This is a genomic window from Nonlabens sp. (assembly GCF_051251825.1).
Lineage (GTDB): Bacteria > Bacteroidota > Bacteroidia > Flavobacteriales > Flavobacteriaceae > Nonlabens.
Genome location: NZ_JBPOGG010000003.1, coordinates 1 through 21,447, shown reverse-complemented (window position 1 = coordinate 21,447; position 21,447 = coordinate 1). Strand labels below are relative to the sequence as shown.

The following is a 21,447-nucleotide window of genomic DNA, read 5'->3' as shown; positions in this document are numbered from 1 at the left end:
TAAATCAAGAAAAATAAAATATGTATAAAAGTTATATTTACACATTAACGCATTTATTTATGGATGTCAAATACAATAATTCTATCCTTACTATCCTTCAACACCCATGAAAAACCTCTTCCTCATTTACTTCCTGATTGCTTTTATTTCCTGCAACAGTCAAGAAAAAGAAACCACTTCTCAAACAGAACCTATAAAGGAGAAAAGTGCAACAACTCCTGTGACTGACTTTAATCTGGATATCTATGAAGAAGAAAACAGAATAAGTGAGTTTGTACGCAGAATCTTTGAGGACAGCAAAGGAAATTTATGGCTAGGAACAAATGGTGATGGTGTGGCACGATATGACGGTAAATCGTTAGTATATTTTAATAGAGAAGAAGGTTTTGCAGGAGCTGCAGTGCGATCGATTGTTGAGGATAACAATGGAATAGTATGGTTTGCTACTGAAAATGGACTTTCTAAATATGATGGCACTTCGTTTACTAATTTCACAGAAGATGATGGATTACCAAGTAGAAACTTATGGTGCTTATCACTAGACAGCAAAGGTATTTTATGGATAGGATCGCTAAAAGGAGCATGTACTTATGACGGAGAAAACTTCACTGCCTTTGCCCTACCAGAATCTATACCCGATCCTAATCGAGGTGTTTCAAGTTCTAAAATAGTGAATAGTATCATGCAAGATCATAAAGGAAATATGTGGCTAGGCACAGGAAATGGTGCTTACATGTATGATGGAAAAAAACTTAAAAACTTATCTAATAAAAATGGTCTCGCTCATAATTCTGTAAATGATATTCTGGAAGATAGAAATCATAACATTTGGTTTGCGACACATTATAGAGGAGTGAGCCGTTTCAATGGCACTACTTTCTCAAACTTCACTGTTGATGGAACGATCACTGGAGATGAAATATGGAGCATCTATGAAGATTGCGATGGAAATATTTGGTTTCCTGCAGAGCATCATGGAGTATATAGATATGACGGTAATAGCTTTACTAATTTTAATAAAAATGATGGTTTAACAACAAACGCTATTCAGTCCATTTATCAAGATCGTAGTGGAACGATATGGTTAGGCGGCTACTCTGGACTTTATAATTACGATGGTGCAAAATTTAAGAACATCACTAAAGCTAATATTACTAGCTATAAAAAATCATAAATCTATTTTTGATTTTGATTTTGATTTTCAATCGTTAAGTCTTTCTTAATGCTCTGAGATAATTGCATATTAACTTTGTCAAGAGATTGTAAACCATACCTTTGCCGGCTGATACAAAAAATATCAATTTATTATGAGTCAAGTAAAAGCAAATGACACTGTAAAAGTGCATTACACAGGAAAATTAAAAGCAACCGGACAGGTATTTGATACATCTGCAGACAGAGAGCCGCTAGAAGCTCAACTAGGTCAAGGAATGTTGATTCCAGGTTTTGAAAAAGGTCTTGTGGACATGAAAGTGGACGAGAAAAAAACAATTGAAATTCCTATGGCCGAGGCTTACGGTGATGTCATGGAAGAATTATTCCATAAAGTAGATAGATCTCAATTACCACAAGAAGTACAGCCTGAGGTAGGAATGGGATTGATTTCTCAAAATCCTGATGGAACTGAGCGCCAGTTGCGCGTAGCTCAAGTTGAAGAAGATCACATCGTTGTAGATGCAAACCATCCACTTGCTGGACAGGATTTAGTATTTGATTTACAGGTAGTTTCTATCCAGTAAATTTCATTTTAGTTATAAAAAATCCCATCGCGTTTGATCTCGATGGGATTTTTTTATGGGTTAAATGTTAGATTGAAAGAGTTGGTTTAATGACGCTTTCGCGAAAGCGCAATAAGTACACTAGTCCACAACAACTGGCTTACTTATAGGTGTATCACTTTTCACCACCACAAATGTGGAAATCGCATAAAATGCATTGCTCGCTCCATCATTAGTCCAGTTTTCAAGATCATATCCAAAGCTGAAAGTAGAACCTGCCATAGCTGTCGCAAAATCATCTATGCGAGTAGGCACTTCCATTCCAGGACACCAGCCTGCACGATCTGGAGCCCAATTACCTGGAGATTGATTATTGACAGGATTACTTGCACATCCAAGTGGTGCAAGATCATGCTGAAACATACTTGCTCCGTTGATAAGAACATTGTGTGTTCTATAACACCATTCTGCACAAGTGCGTCCGCCAGCATCACTTGGTGTTGCATGTCCCCAACCAGAGATTACTGTACGCAAATGTGTACTTTGTGAGTTTGCAGGAACAGAAACCGTTCTAGTTAAATCCATGGAGTGCGCTACTCCATAAGGTATTCCTGCAAGTGAATGACTGTCATAATTAAACAGTCTAGAAACGGCATAATATGGAAAATCTGGCGTTCCTTCTATGTAATCAAAATCTACACTTACTTCATAACCATTGGCATTCCAGCATTCTGTGAAAATTCTAAGCTCTGCATTTCCTGTGAGCAATGATTTAAAATCTGTTACGTCATATTCAAAGCCACGAGGCAACTGACTGTTATCATTCCAGTAAGGTGTAATAAATCTTGCAAGTTCATACTTTTCACCACTTGCAGCATCAGTCACTTTTACATTTGCAAACACATCCCATTCATCACAACCACCTGTAGGGCAAGTTAATTTCACGTACATTTTTATCGCTTCTACATTTGATAAATCTGTAGGTAGCGCAAAGGTTTGTGTAGCGCTTTGAGAAAATCCACCACCAAAAGCGAGTCGTTCTCTTGAGAATGTCTGAACGTTTTGGACCCTAGGAGTTCCAGCGCCTGATAAGTTAATAACAATATCATTTGCAATTGCTGGATTCTGAATAGTAAGAGCACCTTGATAATTATCTACCGCGACAGGCTTAAACCTAACAAAAACAGCTGTTGAAGGATTGACTAAAGGAAAGACTAGGTTATTAGAAAAAGTAGCTCCATCAAGCGATAGCTCAAAAGCACTCGTTGCTGAAAGGTTGATATCACTAGTAAGATTTGCAAAGGTCAGATTTACAATTTTAAGTGCCGACACATTATCTATTTGCGTGTCGTTAAAAGATAACTGACTAACAGATGCAGATAAACTAGGATCATTAGTAGTGCCTGATCCTGATCCACCATCTTTTTCAGAACTACAGTTCACCATTAACGTAGTGGTTAATATCAGACAAAAAAGACGCAATGAAATTTTAATTGCTTTCATAATAAATTTTAAGAATCAAATAGCAATGTAATCATAAGATTGTAAAACACAGAATTATGGAATTTAAATTAACAATTTAAGGTAATGAAAAGCTTTATTTTAAATATCAACTTAAACAATCTGAATCCTAGGGAACAACATATTTACAAAAGCCTATAAATGCTTGAACATAAAGTGACGAAATGGTATCTTTGCAATCTTCAAAAAATGAGTCAAAAATATGTTTGATAATTTAACTGACAAGCTCGATAAAGCCATGCACGTCCTTAAAGGACATGGTAGCATTACCGAGGTAAACGTAGCAGATACACTTAAAGAAATACGTCGCGCCCTAGTAGATGCCGATGTAAACTATAAAATTGCTAAAGAATTCACAGCTCGTGCTAAGGAAAAAGCGCTAGGTCAAGGTGTACTTACTACACTTAAGCCTGGTCAACTTCTTACCAAGATTGTAAAGGATGAGCTTACAGAATTAATGGGTGGTGATGCCATAGGATTAAACCTTACTGGTAATCCTACGGTTATTTTAATGTCAGGACTACAAGGTTCTGGTAAAACGACATTTTCTGGTAAGCTAGCTAATTTCTTAAAAACCAAAAAGAGTAAAAAACCTCTTCTGGTAGCTTGTGATATATATCGTCCTGCGGCAATTGATCAGTTGCACGTAGTAGGTGAAAGTGTAGGTGTAGAAGTGTATTCTAATCGTGATGAAAAAGATCCTGTAAAGATATCTGAGGCAGCTATTGCTCATGCAAAACAGAATGGCTTTAATGTCGTTATTATTGATACCGCTGGTCGTCTAGCTGTTGATGAGCAAATGATGACTGAAATTGCAAATGTTCACGCGGCTGTAAAACCACAAGAAACTTTATTTGTCGTGGATTCCATGACAGGTCAAGATGCTGTGAATACTGCCAAGGCTTTTAATGAGCGATTGAACTTTGACGGAGTGATATTAACAAAGCTTGATGGTGATACTCGTGGTGGTGCAGCGTTATCTATTAAGTCTGTAGTTGATAAGCCTATTAAATTTATAGGTACTGGTGAAAAGATGGAAGCGATTGACGTTTTCTATCCAGACCGTATGGCAGATCGTATTCTAGGTATGGGAGATGTTATCTCACTTGTAGAGCGTGCGCAAGAACAATTTGATGAAGAGCAGGCTCGTAAATTGAGTAAGAAAATTGCCAAGAACCAATTTGGTTTTGACGATTTCCTTTCTCAAATCCAGCAAATCAAGAAAATGGGTAATATGAAGGATCTTATGGGAATGATCCCAGGAGCCGGCAAAATGCTTAAAGATGTAGATATAGACGATGATGCTTTTAAAGGAATAGAAGCTATCATTCATTCTATGACTGTTGAAGAAAGAACACAACCACATGTAATTAATGGTTCACGTAAAAAGAGAATTGCAAAAGGAAGTGGTACAACTGTTACTGAGGTAAATCAACTTTTAAAGCAGTTTGACCAAATGAGTAAGATGATGAAAATGATGCAAGGTGGAAAAGGAAAAGCGATGATGAACGCGCTAGGTAAAATGCGCTAAAAATCGCCAATTTTTCATTCCATTTTGCTTCGCAAAATAGGATTGCCGATTTTTTCGTTTGATAAGTTATGGCACATTTTACAACTTTTGAAGATTTAGAGATTTGGAAAATCGCTAGAGTTATATGTGATAAAGTTCATGAAGTTTATCTTTTATCTGATTTACAGAAAGATTATAAACTATGGAATCAGCTTAATGGTTCAACGGGTTCTATTATGGATAACATAGCGGAAGGTTTTGATAGAGATGGAAATAAAGAATTTATTCAATTTTTAAGTATTGCCAAAGCAAGTTGTGATGAATCAAAATCACAACTATATAGATGTCTGGATCGCAAGTATATTACACAAATCCAATTTGATGATATATCAGCTCAAATGGAAAATTGTAAAAAGCAAATTGCTGGATTTATGAAATATTTAAAAAACAGTGAACGCAGAGGTAATAAATACGATTAGGATTAAGAGTCCAACTTTAAAAATTGGTAATAATTAATTACGAAGTAATTAGAAAATAGGCAATCAGAAATTATGATTATTCTCGACGGAAAAAAAACAAGTAACGACATTAAGAACGAAATCACTGAAATCGTTCAGGAAATGAAAAACAAAGGTGAAAAAGTACCTCACCTGGCTGCGGTAATCGTAGGGAATGATGGCGCTAGTTTAACTTATGTAGGTTCTAAGGTGAGAGCTTGTGAGCGAGTAGGTTTTGAAAGCACTATGGTTCGCATGCCCAATACCACTAGTGAAACAGAATTATTAAGAGAGATTAAGAAATTAAACGATAATCCAGAAATCGACGGATTCATAGTTCAGCTTCCACTTCCTAAACAAATTGACACACAAAAAGTATTGATGGCCGTTGATCCTGATAAAGATGTAGATGGCTTCCACCCTACTAACTTTGGAAGAATGGCACTCGATATGAGCACTTTTATTCCAGCTACACCATTTGGGATTTTAGAATTACTGGATCGTTATAATGTTGATACACAAGGTAAGCACACCGTAGTAATAGGTCGTTCTCACATAGTAGGTCGTCCTATGAGTATATTAATGGGAAGAAAAGGATTCCCTGGTAACTCTACAGTAACACTTACTCACAGTCATACTAAAAACATTACCCAAATCACATCTCAAGCAGATATTATTATTACAGCATTAGGAGTTCCAGGATTCTTAAAAGCCGAAATGGTTAAAGATGATGCCGTCATAATAGACGTAGGAATCACAAGAGTGCCGGATGAATCTCGCGAACGTGGTTATTACATAACTGGTGATGTAGATTTTGAGAACGTTTCTAAAAAAGCAAGCCATATCACTCCAGTTCCAGGTGGTGTAGGTCCTATGACCATTGCTATGTTATTAAAAAACACATTGCTTGCAAGAGAAAGACACCGCGCAGCACAGAGATAAATACTATTTTACGTTTAATATAAAAGCCTGTTTATAAATTCATAAACAGGCTTTTTATGTACAGCAAAATTTCAAACTATTTCGCAGAGTTATAAATAAAGCTACTTTCCACCATTAGCTTGCAGATCTGCAATACATTGAGCGTCCAGCGATAATATACCAGAACCCATCATTCCCGTCATTCCTAACGGATTAAGAGTGTCTAAATCTGCATTCATTAAACAACCATCTACATCGCAATGACCAGTATTCACTAAATCCTCATGATCTGATTGGATCATAGTTCCCACGTTTACTAATCCCATAATGTGACCGAATTCATGCTCATAAACCGTAGTTTCCACATCAACCCTACTAAATTGTCCAACTCCACCACTCAATTCTTCGATGGTTTTTTGATACATGACTAGTGAAGTATTTCTATAAGCGGTTCCAAGAGTCACACTGTTGCTAGTGTCAGACGCATTTGATTCTTCAGTAAATAAAATAAATATAGCAAGAGTATCCTCTGTATTAAATTGTGTTCTCAATTGATCTTCAAGACTTGCAACCTGATCAAGAGTATAAGAACTCATATTTTGAGAAGGCACGTTTCTTTCGATTAATGAAATTCCTTGGGATTTATGAAGGCGTGCATTTAAAAAAGACATTAAGTTATTTAAGGAAGCTTGTTCTGGCTTAAATCCATCCACATATACGGCTTCAATAATTATTTTCTTATAGACTTCATCACTCAATAACCCATGTGCACTAGCGCCTAAATTAAGTTTGTTAGAAAGAATACCTCCAGTATCACTATCTTTATCGTCTGACGAACATGCATTTAATCCGATGCCGATGATAAATAGGCACAATAATTGAATTATCTTTTTCATAACATATATTTTTACCGAAAATAAATAAAAATGAAGCACACTATTAAATTATTCCTTACTCTGTTAGTTTTTTCCGCTTTCGCGAAAGCGCAATCAAACGACTCTTACCAATCTTTAATGATGAAGTACTTTGAAATAAGTGGCATCGATGCAGAATATAACGCAGCCTATGATGGTATGCTGAAAATGTTTAAAGATGCGTATCAAACTCAAGAAGTTCCAGCAGAAATATGGGCAAAATATGCGGCTAACAAAAGTGCGTCAGTAGCTAAGTTAAAAGGAATTCTTGCAAGTGAATATCGCAGCATCTTTGATGATAAGCAAGACTTGAGCAACTTGATCAACTTCTACACTTCTAGTGCTGGAAAACAATTGAAGTCTAATCCAAATGCAATGAGTGAGGAAGATAAGATGGCTTATCAGGCTTTTAGACAATCTAATACAGGAACTAAACTATTCGGTCGTATGGATCGTATTAATAAAGCAAAAGAAAGCGCAAGTGTTTACTGGTCTCGTGAACTTTTTTGTGAAGTTACAGGTGAATTAAAGCAAATGGGTTACACCAGCTCCATGCCTATGGGAAGATGTAATTAATGGAAGATTTTTTAAAATCCCTTCCACAACTTGCTGCACAAAAGAAAAAGGAAAATCAAGCCTATTTTAAAAAGCTTAAGAAAAAAGCTCCTAAAGATTTAGACGGTCGCATGCAAGTCTTGCATGACGGGACCTTTGAAGAGGTAGATTGCCTTACTTGTGCAAATTGTTGTAAAACAACTGGTCCGCTTTTCACTCATAAAGACATCGATAGAATTGCAAAACATTTCAAGATGAAACCGAGTGATTTCATAGACCAATTTCTAAGAGTTGATGAGGATAAAGATTATGTACTGCAACAAACGCCGTGTCATTTTCTAGGAGTAGATAATTACTGCTCCATTTATGAGGTGCGCCCTAAGGCCTGCCGAGAATATCCACATACAGATCGACGTAAATTCCAGCAACTGGGAAATCTTACGGTAAAGAATACCGCAATATGTCCAGCTGCGTTTAAAATAGTAGAAAAAATGAAAGCCTTAATTCCCATGAATTAAGGCTTTTATTTTAGCTGCTATTATACTTACAAATATTAAGAGCATTTAACATGACAATGCTAATGATAGTTAAAAATTAGAACTATTTCATTTTCATTAAATATATTTGAAACATGAAAGGTATTTATTCCATAATTTTCTTAATTTTTATAGTGGCTTGCAGTTCACGGGCACCTCAACAAGCTGTTGTTATAGATTTAAATGGCATTACCCAAATCATGGACGCTCAACCGGATAAAGTTCAGGTAATTAATTTCTGGGCTACATGGTGTAAACCTTGCGTAGATGAATTGCCGGCATTTGAAAAATTGCAATCCAACTATGGAGATCAAGTTGAGGTAATTTTAATCTCACTGGATGATGTTGAAAATCTGGAAAGCAAAGTAAATCCGTTTCTTGCAACTCATAGTATTCAGTCTCAAGTAAAGCTATTAGATCATCCATATGCGGCAGAGTATATTCCGTTAGTAGACGAACATTGGGATGGAGCTATACCTGTAACGTTATTTAAGTATAAAAACGAAAGTAAGTTTTTTAATAAAGAATTTGATTTTAATGAATTAGAGCAAGAAGTAGAAACATTGCTCAAAAAATAAAGATGATGATGAAAACGCTCAAAATTTTAACCTTAGTAGCTGTAGTAGCTCTTGCTTTCGTATTAATAAGTGGTTCCCTAAATTTTGGGTCTACGAGCATGGATATGTCTGGTGAGGATATGAACAGCACATCTTCTGTAAAGATCCTAGATAATGCGCCCGTGAGGAAAGGCTATGAGATCGGTGATAAAGCGACAGATTTCTCTCTTAAAAACGTGGATGATAAAATGGTTTCTTTAAAGGACTATGAAAATGCTCAAGGATTTATAGTCATATTCACTTGTAATCACTGTCCATATTCAGTGGCTTATGAAGATCGTATAATCGCCATCGATAAAGAATTTAAGGAAAAAGGTTATCCAGTCATTGCTATTAATCCTAATAATCCTGCTACCTATCCCGATGATAGTTTTGAGAACATGAAAATAAGAGCTCAAAAGAAAGGTTTTACGTTCCCTTATTTATTTGATGCTGGACAGAAAATATATCCGCAATATGGAGCGACTAAAACTCCACACGTATTTTTACTGCGCAAAGAAAATGGTAATAACGTGGTGAAATATATAGGTGCTATAGATGATAATCATAAAGATGCCAGCGCGATTAAAAATGACTACTTACGTGATGCCGTAAATCAGTTATTAAATAATGAGGAAGTTAACCCTACTAAAACAGTCGCAATAGGCTGTTCTATTAAGAATTAATAAGTATCAATTTTATTGATAGCAAGCCCATGTTTATGCATGGGCTTTCTTATTTGGAAACATTTCAAAATCGTATTTTTGCAAAAAGAATAGTTCATTACACATGATATTAGAACAACATTATACTAAATGTCTTGCCCAAGGTGCTTACTACATCGCATCGGCTGGTGAGGCTGTAATTATAGATCCATTAAGAGAAGTACAACAATATATAGACCGTGCAGCTCAAGATAATGTGTCCATTAAATATGTATTCCTCACTCACTTTCATGCAGATTTTGTCTCTGGTCACGTAGATCTTGCAGATAAAACTGGTGCGACGATTGTTTTGGGCCCAAATGCTGAGACGAGTTACGCTTTCGCGAAAGCGAAACATGGACAATCATTCCAAGTAGGAGATGTAACTTTTACACTATTACACACGCCAGGCCACACTATGGAATCCTCGTGTTATTTATTAAAAGACGAAGAAGGAAAAGAAAAAGCGATTTTTACTGGAGACACTTTATTCATAGGCGATGTAGGACGTCCAGACCTAGCCGCAAAATCTGATTTAAGCACTGAAGATCTTGCTGGTCATTTATATGATTCTCTACGTAACGAAATCATGCCACTTCCAGATGATATTATAGTTTATCCTGCGCATGGTGCAGGAAGTGCATGCGGTAAGAGCATGAGCAAGGAAACATATGACACCTTAGGAAATCAAAAGAAAACAAACTATGCTCTCGCAGCAGACTTGAGTAAGGAAGATTTCGTTAAAGAACTGACCACAGGAATTGCGCCACCACCAGGTTATTTCCCTAAAAACGTGTCAATGAATAAAGGTGTGAATTCAAGTATAGATGAAATCATAGCTCGAGGAAATACGGCCATGAATGCTCATTCATTTAAAGCTCTCGTGGATGATCAAGATTATCTAGTTCTCGATGTGCGCTCACCTCAAGAATACACTGCTGCTAGTATTCCTGGATCATGGTTTATAGGACTCGATGGGCAGTTTGCTCCTTGGGTAGGTGCTTTAATTGAAGATATAGATCAAAAAATAGTTTTTATTGCACCAGAAAATCGTGAGGAAGAAACCGTAACTCGACTAGCTCGTGTAGGTTATGATAATACACAAGGCTATTTAAAAGGCGGAATAACAGCATGGAAAGAGGCTGGTTTTGAAACACAGAAAATAGAAAATGTTACAGCACAAGAATTCATGGATGGACTTACTAACGGTACTGTAAGTAATCCTATTGATGCTCGCAAACCTGGAGAATACAATAGCGCTCATGTAGAAAATGTACCACTTTACACTCTAGATGATATTCATAGCAATGTGAAAGAATTAAAAGCAGAAAATCGTTACCACGTATATTGTGGTGGTGGTTATCGCTCTGTGATTTTTGCAAGTATTGCAGCCACTCATGGCATTAATAATGTAGTGAATGTAGAAGGCGGCTTTGGAGCAATAAAAAAGACTAATTTAGGAACTCAAAAAATTGTTGAAACACCAAGTTGTTCACTTTAATATGAAAGATATAACAAAACAGGAATGGAAAGAACTTACCGCAACAGATAGCAATGCGGTAATCATAGATGTACGCACTGCCGACGAGGTCACAGAAGGTATGATTCCTAACGCTTTACACTACGACATTTTCCAACCGCAAGAACTTATGGCGGCACTGGAAAAAATGGATAAGACTAAAAATTTCTACATCTACTGCCGCAGTGGTGGACGTAGTGGTCAGGCTTGCCAGATCATGGACCAGATGGGTTTTGAAACTACTTATAATCTTATAGGCGGTTTCAGTGAATGGGATGGCGATAGAGCTTAATCTCCACATTTAGACCAAAATCTATTTACAAACTAAAGAAAAAGAAATGCAATTATCTGATATCCCACAAATTAAGCACGCAAATGCTGATAACTTTTTCCTACTCGCTGGACCATGTGCCATAGAAGGAGAAGAAATGGCACTGCGCATTGCAGAAAAAGTGGTGAAAATCACTGATGATCTTAAAATCCCTTATGTATTTAAAGGAAGTTTCAAAAAAGCTAATCGTAGTCGTATCGATAGCTTTACGGGAATAGGTGATGAAAAAGCATTAAAAATTTTACGTAAGGTTTCTGAAACTTTTGGAGTTCCTACTGTTACAGATATTCACGAAGTAAGCGATGCGGCAAAAGCTGCTGAATATGTAGATATATTACAAATTCCAGCATTCCTAGTAAGACAAACTGACCTAGTTGTTGCAGCCGCTCAAACGGGAAAAGTAGTGAATCTTAAAAAAGGACAATTCATGTCACCTGAAGCGATGCAACATGCGGTTCAAAAAGTAAAAGACTCTGGAAGCGATAAAGCATGGATCACAGACCGTGGAACTATGTTTGGTTATCAAGATATGATTGTAGATTTTAGAGGTATTCCTACCATGAGAGCATTTGCTCCTACAGTACTGGATGTTACTCATAGTTTACAACAACCTAATCAAACTAGCGGTGTAACTGGTGGAAGACCTGAAATGATAGAAACTATTGCTCGTGCGGGAATAGTAAATCATGTAGATGGATTATTCATAGAAACGCACTTTGATCCTGCAAATGCTAAAAGTGATGGAGCAAATATGCTCGATTTACAATATTTAGAAGGTTTGTTAACACGGTTAGTAGCCATTAGAAAAACCGTCCAATCGTTCTAAAAAGAATTAAAAGTTTTATTAAGCCTGCAAATTAAGTTTTGCAGGCTTTTTTTTGTTTAACTGTTTACCAATTGTTCATTTTAAGTGTTAAACAATTGCTATTCTGTAACATTGCCTATAATGCTAAGTCCTATCTATACACCTAACAATTAAAACTTTATATTATGAAAAAGTATTTATGTATTGCAGCATTCCTGGTCACAACTCTGGGATTTGCACAGATCAACATGGAAGTAGCATCTTTCTCAAAAATTAAAATTGATGCAAATGCAAACGTGGAAATTGTTTACTCTTATAAGGATCAAGTCATGTTTACAGCAAGTGAAGAGCAATTGAAAAATTTCTCTATTAGTTCTGAGAACAACACACTAACAATCCAGCAAAATGGTAGTGATATTCCAGGATTAAGAATACGCATTTTTACTAATAGTTTAAAGGCAATTGCATTAAATGGAAATGGAAATATGTTACTTTCTAAGTTTACATTTCTAGACAGCCTTTATTTATCTATGAAAGGAAGCTACATCACAGATTTAAGTGATGCAACCATAGAAAATCTAGTGATTTCTAGAGATGCAAATAGTAAAGCCATTTTTGAAAACGCAAAAAAGGTTCAAGAAAGCATCAACGGTACCTTACAAGAATAAAACTTATCTAAGTTGAATAATTAAAGCTCTTATTTATTACATAAGAGCTTTTTTTGTGTGCTTTCAAACTTTAAGTTACTTTAGTAGTCTGACAATTAAAGTACTTATGAAAGTTCAATTCTTTTTCTTCCTTGCTATACTTACTTTTCTAATCTCTTGTCAAAGTGAAAAAGATGAGTACAAGCCTACGGATCAAGCAATCTTAGAAAGTGCATTTGGGAATGAAATCAACCTAGAGGCACCAGCAAGCTATCAAAATACTAGTGTTCCATCTTACATCCGATTTTCTAATCAAGGAAATGATATCGATAATAAAAAAGCAACACTAGGTCGTATCTTATTTTATGACAAACAATTATCTACTGACAACTCTATATCATGTGCTAGCTGTCACCAGCAAGAACACGCCTTTAGTGATACCGCAGTTGCTAGTATAGGTGTTAATGGAGTTACTGGAAGACATAGTATGCGACTGGTTAATGCAGGATTTCAACCTGGGACAAATTACTTCTGGAATGAAAGAGTAAATTCACTTGAAGGTCAAGTGACACAACCCATTAAAGACCATGCAGAAATGGGATTCTCTGGAGAACAAGGTGCTCCAACTTTTGAAGATCTATTAGTAAAACTTGCTGCTATAGATTACTATCAAGTTCTTTTTAATCATATCTATGGTGATGAAACCATTACTGAAGAAAGATTACAAGAAAGTTTATCACATTTTGTATTAAGTATTCAATCCTTTGATTCAAAATATGATCAAGGTTTAATGACAACAGGCGATCCAGGACCAGCATTTCCTAATTATAACATGTCTGAAAATCGAGGGAAATTCTTATTCATAACCACACCAGAAAATGGTGGCGCAGGCTGTGTAAGCTGTCACGTGGCACCAGAATTTGCCATAAAAGATAATATTCATAATAATGGAGTCATAGCAACCATTGCAGATCCAAACGTTTTTGATCATAACAACACAAGGTCTCCTACCTTAAGAGATCTCACAGACCCAAATGGGAACCTTAACGGACCATTAATGCATAACGGCTCGTTTTCTACTTTACTAGAAATGGTGAATCACTATAATGATATAGATATGACTAATCAACAACTTGTTGATCCTATTTTATTTCAAGGTGGTGGAGCAAATGGCGCGGTAGGTCAACAATTACAATTAACCGATAGTGATAAACAGGCTCTTATTAATTTCCTAAAAACACTAAGCGGTAGTGATATCTACACAAATCCTAAGTGGAGTAATCCATTTGAAAATCAATAGTTAAGGCACTAATAGTTCCTCAAACTCTTCTTCATTACCACCATAAACATTTCCATCTACCAGCGTGTTAATACCACTTACTGGAAATCGATCACTATACTGCCAGAAATGCCAAGAAACTCGAGGCTCAGCTACTCTATTATAGTTGGCTATCCATAAACGCGGATATTCTTTAAAGAAAGCATCGGGTTTGAGGACATCTCTATAAAAAGCCTCACCACTATAAATTATAGGTTTCACACCGTAATGAGCTTCTATAATTTTAATCCAGTTTTTAAGACCTTTCCTTAAAGAGGCTTTATTTTGAACATTTGAAGTGTCTTCTATATCCAGCACTGGAGGCAAATCTCCTTTTTTAAGAGTTACCTGACTGGTAAAAACCGCAGCTTGTTTAGCACTATTCACATCACTCCAGTAATAGTGATAAGCACCTTTTTTAATGTCGGCGTTTGCGGCTCCTTTCCAGTTCTCTTTAAAACGTTTATCAGTATCAGTACCTACTGCTGCTCTTATAAAGACGAAGTCTATTTGCTTTGTACTATCAGGATGTTTAATCGCAGACCAGTTTATTTTACCTTGATGATGAGAGATATCTATTCCATGAATATCATATTGCTGGATGCGTTTACTTTTATAAGCAAGTGAGGATTCATATCTCGTTTGATAGATGTACCATCTATATATAGGATATCTATTGACGTATAAAACACCAGCTATAACTGTCATGAGAATAATGCTTGCCAACCACTTTTTTGCTCTCATCTATTTCCTTTTATGGCTCAAACGTATGCCTTTAAGCTCTTTTAAGGTCTCCATAACTACTCGATCATCTATATCTTCTACAGTTTCAAATCTCAGGGAACGCAACATTTTACGTCCTTCACCAGCTATTAAAACACCATGTTGATTACTTAATTCATTCCCATAACTCATCCCTAAATCCACAAATTTCTTCCTAAAATTAAAGAAGCAAAACATCGTTTTATCATCCAGATAATAAAAAGGCAGTCTCCACTTGAACTTGAGTTGAGCCTCTGGTATGGCGTGTTCCACAAGAACTTGCAAGTGCAACATAATGTCACGATACGGTTCGGGCGTTTTATTGATATACTCAAGTGCAGGATTCATGGTAGTAAAGTTATTCTTTTTAGGCTTTTGGACAGCAACATGCTCTGGATAAACTTTACTTTTTAGGTTCCGCTTTCGCGAAAGCGTAATTCACAAATACTCTTCTACTGTAAAAATAAATCCAAATAAATAGTTGAGAAATGAATAAAATGTATTTACTTTGTATTTCAAAGTACTTTAATTATGACTAAAGATAAAGTTCTAGACGATTTAAAAGAGATCAGATCCATTATGGATAAATCCACACGATTTATTTCCTTATCGGGAATGAGCGGTGTGATGGCAGGGATTTATGCACTCATAGGTAGTGTGGTAGGTTATTGCATTATTAATGATGCCGGAATACGCAGAGATACTTTTAGTTATGAAAAACTCATGGTTTCAAGTATTGCAGAGAATCATGGGATGCTCATTATTCTAGTCGCCGGAATAGTTGCATTACTTTCCATAGTGACGGCGTTTCTACTTACACAAAAGAAAGCTCGTAAACACAAGCAAAGCATTTGGTCCAGTCAAACGAAGCGCTTAGTTGCTCATTTTGCAATTCCATTGTTTACTGGTGGAGTGATAGTTCTTGTTTTACTTCAATATAAAATCATAGGACTGGTGGCGCCAGCAATGCTCATTTTTTATGGGTTAGCTTGTGTAAATGCTTCAAAATATACTATTGGTACAGTTCTATATCTAGGTTTAACCTGTATTGCTTTAGGATTAATAAATACACAATTCATAGGTTATGGATTATATTTTTGGGCCGCTGGATTTGGGATCTGTCATATCGTTTATGGTGCTGTGATGTATTATAAATATGATCGATAAGTTCAGTAGGCAGTAGGCAGTTTTGATTGATTTGCTCGCTACGCTTTGCATATCAATGTAGTAGGCGGTCATTTTAAAAATAATGAAAGCTTAATGTCATGAACTAACCAAAATTGAAAACAGAACAGTTAAGGCGGAAGGTATTCCACCACGAAAAACAATTAACCAATAGCTAAAAACCTATAACTCTCTCAATGAGTCTCATTAATAAATTAAATAAAGCATTTGATCACCGCATTAGGCTAGGTATTATGTCTGTCCTAGTCGTGAACGATCATGCCGATTTTAAAGAGCTCAAAGAATTGCTAGATGTCACTGATGGAAACCTGGCCAGTCATGCCAAAGCTCTTGAAAAAGAAGAATACATAAGAGTCGAGAAAAGTTTTATAGGCCGCAAACCTAATACGAAGTACATAGCTACTGACATAGGTAAACTGGAATTTAAAAAACACATCACTGCTCTAGAAAAGCTTTTGAAAGGTTAATAATTAGTAGGCAGTAGGCAGGTTGATTTTAAGATTGCTACGCAACTTGAAATGTAGTAGGCAGTCATATTGAAATTGAATAACGAATAACGAATAACGAATAACGAAGTAAAAAATGCCTGTGAAAACAGATCAACTATTTTAAAATAATCATATAAAAATCATGAACAACCCTACTCCATTACTCTCTATTCACACTAAATAGAATCGCTATGAAAAATTCAAAAACTATTTTTTTACCTATTAACTTTGAAATACAAAGTACTTTACAATATCTCAGAGAGCTATTTGTTGGCTTTGGGTTTAATGTATCAAGTGTGCTTTATGTATTCTTCAAAAAGGGAAATCCTTGGCATATTCATACCAGACAACTGCTTTCCTATCCTAGCGAAAGTTTAGGTTATCATCTAGGTTGTTTTTTACTGCAACATAAGTTTGAACCACAACCACGTTGTGAGGACCATGATGTTTTCCACGTGCTTACTGGTTTTAAAGTAGATACCGCTCAAGAAATTGCCATGCAGTTCTGGTTATGGGGAAATGGGAAGCGCAGTCCTTTTGTAGCACTTGCCATGCTCGTAGGAATGATTCTATATCTAGATCAATATGCAAATTTTACCACAGCACTTGCAAATGGTAAGAACACTGCTCCTATTCATCACATCGATTTTAAACAATGTTTATCGTCACCTATTTCAAAATTTAAAACCCAATCTTAATTTATCATATCATGAAAAAATCAATCATCATTATTCTGGGAAGTATCACGTTTGCTACTTTATTCTACAATCATTCTCTAGGACTTAACACAGCGCTATATGCTCTGTTCTTAATTATCGCGCTTGCCATTATGAATACTAAGTCTCTTCTTAAACCTAGTATTATAGCTAGTTCGATGGGAATGATCGCATCATCTATTGCGATAATCATGCATGGTTCTGGTATGGCGATGCTGTGTTATTTCTTATCTGTTTTTCTCTTTATAGGTATGGTGGCAAGTTCCCAAGCAAGTATTTATGTAGCCTGGTTAAATGGTTTGTACAATGCGTTTTTTGGGATGTTTCATAATTTTATATTCAACATTAAAAAAATCAAAGAGGAAAACGAACCCAAATATGCAGCCGCTCAAATAGCACGTATTACCATCATTCCTATTCTACTCATAAGTTTGTTCTCTTATTTATACAGTCTAGCAAATCCGGTATTTGCAGAGTGGTTAGGATTTATAGACTTGAGTTTTATAGATGGATTTTGGTTCTTTACAGCCATCATAGGTGGATTTATCATGGCAAATATTGCCGATCCTCAAGCACTAACTCCACTTACTGATGATGACATTCAAACAGATAATATTCTCCTTCCTAAAGCTCAGAACGAAAACCAACAACTCAAAACTAAAAATGAGTTACAACTAGGAACTTTTTCTATTGCTGCTTTAAACGTACTTCTCGTAATCGTACTGATCTCTGAGTTTATGTTCATAACAAATATCAAAGATTTTGCAGCCTCAGAACTGAGCAGTGCGGTGCACTCGGGTGTTTATGCAAGCATGGTAAGTATAATTCTGGCAGTAGTGATTATCGCCACCTTCTTTCGCGGAAGCTTAAATTTCATAAAAGAAAATGGCACTCTTAAGACACTGACTTTTCTATGGATAGGTTTAAATGCACTATTGATTGCAAGCATTTTTATCAAAACGTCGCTTTACATGGATCAATATGGTTTATCCATGAAGCGTATAGGAGTTGTAGTGTATCTCGCACTGTGTATGATAGGACTTGTGACTACTTACTTTAAAGTGCAACATCGTTTAAATTTTGTATATCTATGGCGTCGCAACCTGACGATTAGCTTTGTGATTGTCTCTTTGTTTTCGCTATTTAATTGGTCTGCTGTGGTTACAGAATACAATCTCAAGAATGACTTTGTAGATAACAAACAACTCGAGCGTTTACTTCCACAAAATGCTCTTATTCTTAAAGAATATGGATACTATGACGATGCGCAAGAGCTCAATAATAAGCTAGGTTACAGCTCTGCACGTTACTGGGAAGAACATTTTATAGATCGCGACTGGCAAGACTTTAATTATATCGCTTATAAAATTAAAGAAGGTAACCAAAAGAAAGACAATGACTAAGTGGTTTCATAGATTAGAAGAATTTGATTCGGCAAACAGGTTTGGAATTAAAACAGCATTTATCACGTTCCTGGGAATGTTGCTATTAATGGTAAGCTATTTCTCAACACGAGCAGATTTCATTTTTGTTATAGGTTTTGCATTTACATTTATAGTTGTAATTATTAATGTGATTGTAGCGATGAGCGTATTTATTAATTTATTAATACGCTCCAATCGATTAATCGAAACCTTTTTCACATTATACATGATGCTGCTCAACATTCCGATATTCACTGGAATGGTATTGCTCAACACTCATTTAAACGGTAAAATTATATTATGACTTACTTACAAAACTTAAAACCTATCAATCGATTTGCACACTGGAATGCCTTAGGGTCATTTCTCGTGGGAACCATGTTATTATTGGTATTTATAATTACTCAAGAGAATAATTTAGTAGAAATGGGAATGGGCTATTTAATGGTCGCATTTGTATGGAACTGTCTTGTACTTATTCTAGTAATCATAGCGGCGATAGGTCAGAAAACTTCTTTAGTAGAAACTTTTAAAACTATTGGAATTCTACTTTTAAATATCCCAATAGCATTTAGTTACTTTTTAATCGTTTTAGAATTTTAGATTTATGAAAACACTTCTTTTAAATCGCTATAGCGAAATAAGCAACTTACTCCTGTTAAGCATATTGAGTATGCTGTTTCTAGCAGTACGCATGAAAATCACTCATGATTTCTATATGTTATTTTTAGTCTGGAATTTATTCCTAGCACTACTGCCTTACTTTTTGAGTCTATGGTTTACCAGCTCGATTATACCTCATATGAGCATTAAAAAAGCGCGTTTGTTATCAGTTCCAGTTCTTGGTTTGTGGTTGCTTGTTTTACCTAACGCACCTTATATAATCACCGATTTAATACATATAAAACATGCTAGCGGCAGCTGGATGATTTATGACAGTATCCTTATATCATGTTTTGCCATCACAGGCTGTTGGGCAGGTTTTAAAAGTCTGCAGCAAATGATTCAAGGACTCATATCTATCCAATTGATCCATAAAAATTATATCATAAAAACAGCAGAATATGGTGTGCTCTTTTTATGTGCACTAGGCATTTACTTAGGTCGTGATTTAAGATGGAACAGTTGGGATATCATCCAGCATCCAGATCAACTTTTCATAGATACATTTGCTATTTTCATACATCCATTATCGCACCAGACGGCATGGTTGCAAATCTTACCTATGAGCATATTTTTAATGGTGTTTTACCGATTATTTGTCAATTATGAAACGAAGTCCTCATTATAACTTAGTAAAATGAAATATGTAAAAAACATCCTTGTGTTAGGTTATCTGTTTGGCTTTATAAATACTGCAAACTCTCAAGATATAAAACCAAGATCTTGCCACTACTATCTTCAAGAAGCTAATAAATTGGAATTTCAGGAATTATTAGATGCTCAAGTAATTCTAGATAGTGTAACAATTGCTCCAGCATATTTAGACTCCGCAACTAAGTATCTTAATAAAGAAGGATCAGAGAAATATCTAGAAATTAAAATGCAGATATTATCTAATTACTTTAATGACTATCTCTATTTGCAACATGTAATCCATAAAGAGAATGTTTATGTGCTCTTTTTTTCCTTAGCAGGATTTGACGATATGTCTTGGGATATAGTTAAGTTCACTAAAGAAAATTATCAAGTCCACGAGCGTTTTAGAGACTTCAATGGTGTTGATGAGAAATCGTTTAAACACATTTTATCTAATTACGATGAAGGACCAAAAAACGATGAAAACGTTAGGATTTTTATTATTAATAATTATCTAGTGATGGAAAGAGAAAATTTGTATCATTCTTTATATGACCTTACTTCTTCAACTGTATTGGTTAATGAAGAAAGTCCATGGCATGCGGCGTCACCTGCAAATTATGACGAAAAAGAATTAGATGAATGGATTAGAATAAATCTTCATGAGAAAATAAATGAAATTATTAATAAAAAAAGAGATTAATGAATATAAAACGAAGTCCTAGAGTATATTACCTAATCGCAGCCATTCTATTATTTGCTATAGAAGTTTGTATCGCATTATTTGTAAACGACTCCTTTGTAAGGCCATTTCTAGGCGACGTCCTTGTCGTAGGATTACTCTATTGTTTCTTTATGGCAGTGACTTCACACCGTATTTTGCATGTGGCTATTTTTACTTTAATGTTCAGTTACCTCGTAGAAACGGCTCAATATTTACAAATTATTGACCTATTAGGTTTGCGAGAATATAGCTGGGCTAGAATTATAATAGGCACCAGTTTTTCTTGGTGGGATATGCTGTGTTATACGATTGGTTTTGCAATTATATTAATCATTGAAAAGTATAAAGGAGTTTTAAAGTAGAATAATTACGCTTTCGCGAAAGCGTAATTCCAATACATCGCAAAACAAAACACCCCAAAGATTTTAAAATCTTTGGGGTGTTTTAATGAAGCTTTAAAAAATTATCTCTTCAAAGCAAAATGCCCTTTAAAACTACGACCATCACTTAATTCTACTAAATACCAGTAATCACTAGATGGCATAGGATTACCATTATAAGTTCCGTCCCAACCTATTCCTTGAGCATCAATTTGCTTTAGTAATTTTCCGTAACGATCAAAGATGTAGATGTTAGCATCTGGTACAGTCTCGATAGCAATTACTTGCCATGTGTCGTGATATCCATCTTGGTTAGGTGTGAAATATGGTGGTCCACCTATAATCACAGCATCCATAGAAACTGTTCCACAACCATT

Annotated in this window: 28 protein-coding genes; 23 read left to right on the top strand and 5 right to left on the bottom strand. The window is 35.6% G+C overall.

The window, feature by feature from the left end; translation table 11 throughout:
* Window positions 1-106: 106 nt before the first annotated feature.
* Window positions 107-1,174 carry a ligand-binding sensor domain-containing protein gene (locus ACSHWW_RS05130; RefSeq protein ID WP_435681352.1) on the top strand — a complete coding sequence of 356 codons (1,068 nt, stop codon included), beginning with the start codon at window positions 107-109 and terminating at the stop codon, window positions 1,172-1,174.
* A gap of 133 nt (window positions 1,175-1,307) precedes the next feature.
* On the top strand, window positions 1,308-1,739 hold the full coding sequence (locus tag ACSHWW_RS05125; protein ID WP_435681351.1) for an FKBP-type peptidyl-prolyl cis-trans isomerase: 432 nt from the start codon (window positions 1,308-1,310) through the stop codon (window positions 1,737-1,739).
* 120 nt (window positions 1,740-1,859) lie between these two features.
* Here ACSHWW_RS05125 and ACSHWW_RS05120 read toward each other — a convergent pair whose 3' ends face one another.
* Complete coding sequence (locus ACSHWW_RS05120) at window positions 1,860-3,221, bottom strand: peptide-N-glycosidase F-related protein (protein ID WP_435681350.1); 1,362 nt, start codon at window positions 3,219-3,221, stop codon at window positions 1,860-1,862.
* Window positions 3,222-3,441: 220 nt separating this feature from the next.
* Between ACSHWW_RS05120 and ffh the strand changes: the two genes are divergently transcribed.
* From ffh to ACSHWW_RS05105, 3 genes are all read left to right on the top strand, one after another.
* A complete protein-coding gene (gene ffh / locus ACSHWW_RS05115) occupies window positions 3,442-4,770 on the top strand; it encodes a signal recognition particle protein (protein WP_435681349.1) in 1,329 nt (442 codons plus the stop codon).
* Between the two features lie 68 nt (window positions 4,771-4,838).
* A complete protein-coding gene (locus ACSHWW_RS05110) occupies window positions 4,839-5,228 on the top strand; it encodes a four helix bundle protein (RefSeq protein ID WP_435681348.1) in 390 nt (129 codons plus the stop codon).
* 72 nt (window positions 5,229-5,300) lie between these two features.
* Window positions 5,301-6,188: a bifunctional 5,10-methylenetetrahydrofolate dehydrogenase/5,10-methenyltetrahydrofolate cyclohydrolase gene (locus ACSHWW_RS05105; RefSeq protein ID WP_435681347.1), complete on the top strand. Its 888-nt coding sequence runs from the start codon at window positions 5,301-5,303 to the stop codon at window positions 6,186-6,188.
* Window positions 6,189-6,289: 101 nt separating this feature from the next.
* Here ACSHWW_RS05105 and ACSHWW_RS05100 read toward each other — a convergent pair whose 3' ends face one another.
* A complete protein-coding gene (locus ACSHWW_RS05100) occupies window positions 6,290-7,063 on the bottom strand; it encodes a membrane metalloprotease (RefSeq protein ID WP_435681346.1) in 774 nt (257 codons plus the stop codon).
* Window positions 7,064-7,093: 30 nt separating this feature from the next.
* Here ACSHWW_RS05100 and ACSHWW_RS05095 point away from each other — a divergent pair, with 30 nt between their 5' ends.
* The 9 genes from ACSHWW_RS05095 to ACSHWW_RS05055 all read left to right on the top strand — a co-directional run bounded on the left by ACSHWW_RS05095 (window position 7,094) and on the right by ACSHWW_RS05055 (window position 14,074).
* Window positions 7,094-7,657, top strand: coding sequence for a DUF2059 domain-containing protein (locus ACSHWW_RS05095; protein WP_435681345.1), 564 nt, complete (start codon window positions 7,094-7,096; stop codon window positions 7,655-7,657).
* Window positions 7,657-8,154 (top strand): YkgJ family cysteine cluster protein, encoded by a 498-nt coding sequence (locus ACSHWW_RS05090; RefSeq protein ID WP_435681344.1) that lies wholly within the window; start codon window positions 7,657-7,659, stop codon window positions 8,152-8,154. Before ACSHWW_RS05095 ends, ACSHWW_RS05090 begins: the two co-directional genes overlap by 1 nt.
* 113 nt (window positions 8,155-8,267) lie before the next feature.
* The gene (locus tag ACSHWW_RS05085; RefSeq protein WP_435681343.1) at window positions 8,268-8,750 is read left to right on the top strand and encodes a TlpA disulfide reductase family protein; all 483 of its coding nucleotides are present in this window, start codon (window positions 8,268-8,270) and stop codon (window positions 8,748-8,750) included.
* Window positions 8,751-8,758: 8 nt separating this feature from the next.
* Window positions 8,759-9,454, top strand: coding sequence for a thioredoxin family protein (locus ACSHWW_RS05080; protein WP_435681342.1), 696 nt, complete (start codon window positions 8,759-8,761; stop codon window positions 9,452-9,454).
* Between the two features lie 103 nt (window positions 9,455-9,557).
* A complete protein-coding gene (locus tag ACSHWW_RS05075) occupies window positions 9,558-10,973 on the top strand; it encodes an MBL fold metallo-hydrolase (RefSeq protein WP_435681341.1) in 1,416 nt (471 codons plus the stop codon).
* Between the two features lies 1 nt (window position 10,974).
* Entirely contained in the window at window positions 10,975-11,283 is a 309-nt protein-coding gene (locus ACSHWW_RS05070; RefSeq protein WP_435681340.1) for a rhodanese-like domain-containing protein, read from the top strand.
* A 46-nt stretch (window positions 11,284-11,329) separates the two neighbouring features.
* On the top strand, window positions 11,330-12,148 hold the full coding sequence (gene kdsA / locus ACSHWW_RS05065; RefSeq protein WP_435681339.1) for a 3-deoxy-8-phosphooctulonate synthase: 819 nt from the start codon (window positions 11,330-11,332) through the stop codon (window positions 12,146-12,148).
* 164 nt (window positions 12,149-12,312) lie between these two features.
* Window positions 12,313-12,795 (top strand): GIN domain-containing protein, encoded by a 483-nt coding sequence (locus tag ACSHWW_RS05060; RefSeq protein ID WP_435681338.1) that lies wholly within the window; start codon window positions 12,313-12,315, stop codon window positions 12,793-12,795.
* Window positions 12,796-12,901: 106 nt separating this feature from the next.
* Window positions 12,902-14,074 carry a cytochrome-c peroxidase gene (locus ACSHWW_RS05055; protein ID WP_435681337.1) on the top strand — a complete coding sequence of 391 codons (1,173 nt, stop codon included), beginning with the start codon at window positions 12,902-12,904 and terminating at the stop codon, window positions 14,072-14,074.
* On the opposite strand, the gene ACSHWW_RS05050 is transcribed toward ACSHWW_RS05055, so the two are convergent.
* Both ACSHWW_RS05050 and ACSHWW_RS05045 read right to left on the bottom strand, forming a co-directional pair.
* Complete coding sequence (locus ACSHWW_RS05050; protein ID WP_435681336.1) at window positions 14,075-14,836, bottom strand: glycoside hydrolase family 25 protein; 762 nt, start codon at window positions 14,834-14,836, stop codon at window positions 14,075-14,077. It lies immediately after the preceding gene.
* Entirely contained in the window at window positions 14,837-15,202 is a 366-nt protein-coding gene (locus ACSHWW_RS05045; protein WP_435681335.1) for a DUF1801 domain-containing protein, read from the bottom strand.
* 183 nt (window positions 15,203-15,385) lie between these two features.
* Between ACSHWW_RS05045 and ACSHWW_RS05040 the strand changes: the two genes are divergently transcribed.
* The 9 genes from ACSHWW_RS05040 (at window position 15,386) to ACSHWW_RS05000 (ending at window position 21,052) form a co-directional block, all read left to right on the top strand.
* On the top strand, window positions 15,386-16,021 hold the full coding sequence (locus ACSHWW_RS05040) for a hypothetical protein (RefSeq protein WP_435681334.1): 636 nt from the start codon (window positions 15,386-15,388) through the stop codon (window positions 16,019-16,021).
* A 194-nt stretch (window positions 16,022-16,215) separates the two neighbouring features.
* On the top strand, window positions 16,216-16,506 hold the full coding sequence (locus ACSHWW_RS05035; RefSeq protein ID WP_435681333.1) for a winged helix-turn-helix domain-containing protein: 291 nt from the start codon (window positions 16,216-16,218) through the stop codon (window positions 16,504-16,506).
* A 212-nt stretch (window positions 16,507-16,718) separates the two neighbouring features.
* The gene (locus tag ACSHWW_RS05030) at window positions 16,719-17,225 is read left to right on the top strand and encodes a hypothetical protein (protein WP_435681332.1); all 507 of its coding nucleotides are present in this window, start codon (window positions 16,719-16,721) and stop codon (window positions 17,223-17,225) included.
* An 11-nt stretch (window positions 17,226-17,236) separates the two neighbouring features.
* Window positions 17,237-18,646 carry a DUF4153 domain-containing protein gene (locus tag ACSHWW_RS05025; RefSeq protein WP_435681331.1) on the top strand — a complete coding sequence of 470 codons (1,410 nt, stop codon included), beginning with the start codon at window positions 17,237-17,239 and terminating at the stop codon, window positions 18,644-18,646.
* A complete protein-coding gene (locus ACSHWW_RS05020) occupies window positions 18,639-18,971 on the top strand; it encodes a hypothetical protein (protein WP_435681330.1) in 333 nt (110 codons plus the stop codon). The genes ACSHWW_RS05025 and ACSHWW_RS05020 overlap by 8 nt, the downstream gene beginning before the upstream one ends.
* Window positions 18,968-19,270 (top strand): hypothetical protein, encoded by a 303-nt coding sequence (locus tag ACSHWW_RS05015; protein ID WP_435681329.1) that lies wholly within the window; start codon window positions 18,968-18,970, stop codon window positions 19,268-19,270. Before ACSHWW_RS05020 ends, ACSHWW_RS05015 begins: the two co-directional genes overlap by 4 nt.
* Window positions 19,271-19,274: 4 nt before the next feature.
* Window positions 19,275-19,958: a DUF1361 domain-containing protein gene (locus tag ACSHWW_RS05010; RefSeq protein ID WP_435681328.1), complete on the top strand. Its 684-nt coding sequence runs from the start codon at window positions 19,275-19,277 to the stop codon at window positions 19,956-19,958.
* A gap of 9 nt (window positions 19,959-19,967) precedes the next feature.
* Window positions 19,968-20,669 carry a hypothetical protein gene (locus ACSHWW_RS05005; protein ID WP_435681327.1) on the top strand — a complete coding sequence of 234 codons (702 nt, stop codon included), beginning with the start codon at window positions 19,968-19,970 and terminating at the stop codon, window positions 20,667-20,669.
* Window positions 20,669-21,052, top strand: coding sequence for a DUF2809 domain-containing protein (locus ACSHWW_RS05000; protein ID WP_435681326.1), 384 nt, complete (start codon window positions 20,669-20,671; stop codon window positions 21,050-21,052). Before ACSHWW_RS05005 ends, ACSHWW_RS05000 begins: the two co-directional genes overlap by 1 nt.
* 101 nt (window positions 21,053-21,153) lie before the next feature.
* On the opposite strand, the gene ACSHWW_RS04995 is transcribed toward ACSHWW_RS05000, so the two are convergent.
* Window positions 21,154-21,447: T9SS type B sorting domain-containing protein (locus ACSHWW_RS04995; protein ID WP_435681325.1), on the bottom strand; the 294-nt coding region annotated here is incomplete at its 5' end.

What these genes read in the sequence shown, in the direction of transcription:
- ACSHWW_RS05090 (WP_435681344.1), top strand. Translation starts at nt 7,657, where the DNA reads ATGGAAGATTTTTTAAAATCCCTTCCACAACTTGCTGCACAAAAGAAA.
- ACSHWW_RS05000 (WP_435681326.1), top strand. Translation starts at nt 20,669, where the DNA reads ATGAATATAAAACGAAGTCCTAGAGTATATTACCTAATCGCAGCCATT.
- ACSHWW_RS05080 (WP_435681342.1), top strand. Translation starts at nt 8,759, where the DNA reads ATGAAAACGCTCAAAATTTTAACCTTAGTAGCTGTAGTAGCTCTTGCT.
- ACSHWW_RS05035 (WP_435681333.1), top strand. Translation starts at nt 16,216, where the DNA reads ATGAGTCTCATTAATAAATTAAATAAAGCATTTGATCACCGCATTAGG.
- ACSHWW_RS05050 (WP_435681336.1), bottom strand. Translation starts at nt 14,836, where the DNA reads ATGAGAGCAAAAAAGTGGTTGGCAAGCATTATTCTCATGACAGTTATA.
- kdsA (WP_435681339.1), top strand. Translation starts at nt 11,330, where the DNA reads ATGCAATTATCTGATATCCCACAAATTAAGCACGCAAATGCTGATAAC.
- ACSHWW_RS05095 (WP_435681345.1), top strand. Translation starts at nt 7,094, where the DNA reads ATGAAGCACACTATTAAATTATTCCTTACTCTGTTAGTTTTTTCCGCT.
- ACSHWW_RS05005 (WP_435681327.1), top strand. Translation starts at nt 19,968, where the DNA reads ATGAAATATGTAAAAAACATCCTTGTGTTAGGTTATCTGTTTGGCTTT.
- ACSHWW_RS05125 (WP_435681351.1), top strand. Translation starts at nt 1,308, where the DNA reads ATGAGTCAAGTAAAAGCAAATGACACTGTAAAAGTGCATTACACAGGA.
- ACSHWW_RS05015 (WP_435681329.1), top strand. Translation starts at nt 18,968, where the DNA reads ATGACTTACTTACAAAACTTAAAACCTATCAATCGATTTGCACACTGG.
- ACSHWW_RS05070 (WP_435681340.1), top strand. Translation starts at nt 10,975, where the DNA reads ATGAAAGATATAACAAAACAGGAATGGAAAGAACTTACCGCAACAGAT.
- ACSHWW_RS05030 (WP_435681332.1), top strand. Translation starts at nt 16,719, where the DNA reads ATGAAAAATTCAAAAACTATTTTTTTACCTATTAACTTTGAAATACAA.
- ACSHWW_RS05120 (WP_435681350.1), bottom strand. Translation starts at nt 3,221, where the DNA reads ATGAAAGCAATTAAAATTTCATTGCGTCTTTTTTGTCTGATATTAACC.
- ACSHWW_RS05110 (WP_435681348.1), top strand. Translation starts at nt 4,839, where the DNA reads ATGGCACATTTTACAACTTTTGAAGATTTAGAGATTTGGAAAATCGCT.
- ACSHWW_RS05010 (WP_435681328.1), top strand. Translation starts at nt 19,275, where the DNA reads ATGAAAACACTTCTTTTAAATCGCTATAGCGAAATAAGCAACTTACTC.
- ffh (WP_435681349.1), top strand. Translation starts at nt 3,442, where the DNA reads ATGTTTGATAATTTAACTGACAAGCTCGATAAAGCCATGCACGTCCTT.
- ACSHWW_RS05100 (WP_435681346.1), bottom strand. Translation starts at nt 7,063, where the DNA reads ATGAAAAAGATAATTCAATTATTGTGCCTATTTATCATCGGCATCGGA.
- ACSHWW_RS05055 (WP_435681337.1), top strand. Translation starts at nt 12,902, where the DNA reads ATGAAAGTTCAATTCTTTTTCTTCCTTGCTATACTTACTTTTCTAATC.
- ACSHWW_RS05045 (WP_435681335.1), bottom strand. Translation starts at nt 15,202, where the DNA reads ATGAATCCTGCACTTGAGTATATCAATAAAACGCCCGAACCGTATCGT.
- ACSHWW_RS05040 (WP_435681334.1), top strand. Translation starts at nt 15,386, where the DNA reads ATGACTAAAGATAAAGTTCTAGACGATTTAAAAGAGATCAGATCCATT.
- ACSHWW_RS05075 (WP_435681341.1), top strand. Translation starts at nt 9,558, where the DNA reads ATGATATTAGAACAACATTATACTAAATGTCTTGCCCAAGGTGCTTAC.
- ACSHWW_RS05025 (WP_435681331.1), top strand. Translation starts at nt 17,237, where the DNA reads ATGAAAAAATCAATCATCATTATTCTGGGAAGTATCACGTTTGCTACT.
- ACSHWW_RS05130 (WP_435681352.1), top strand. Translation starts at nt 107, where the DNA reads ATGAAAAACCTCTTCCTCATTTACTTCCTGATTGCTTTTATTTCCTGC.
- ACSHWW_RS05085 (WP_435681343.1), top strand. Translation starts at nt 8,268, where the DNA reads ATGAAAGGTATTTATTCCATAATTTTCTTAATTTTTATAGTGGCTTGC.
- ACSHWW_RS05105 (WP_435681347.1), top strand. Translation starts at nt 5,301, where the DNA reads ATGATTATTCTCGACGGAAAAAAAACAAGTAACGACATTAAGAACGAA.
- ACSHWW_RS05020 (WP_435681330.1), top strand. Translation starts at nt 18,639, where the DNA reads ATGACTAAGTGGTTTCATAGATTAGAAGAATTTGATTCGGCAAACAGG.
- ACSHWW_RS05060 (WP_435681338.1), top strand. Translation starts at nt 12,313, where the DNA reads ATGAAAAAGTATTTATGTATTGCAGCATTCCTGGTCACAACTCTGGGA.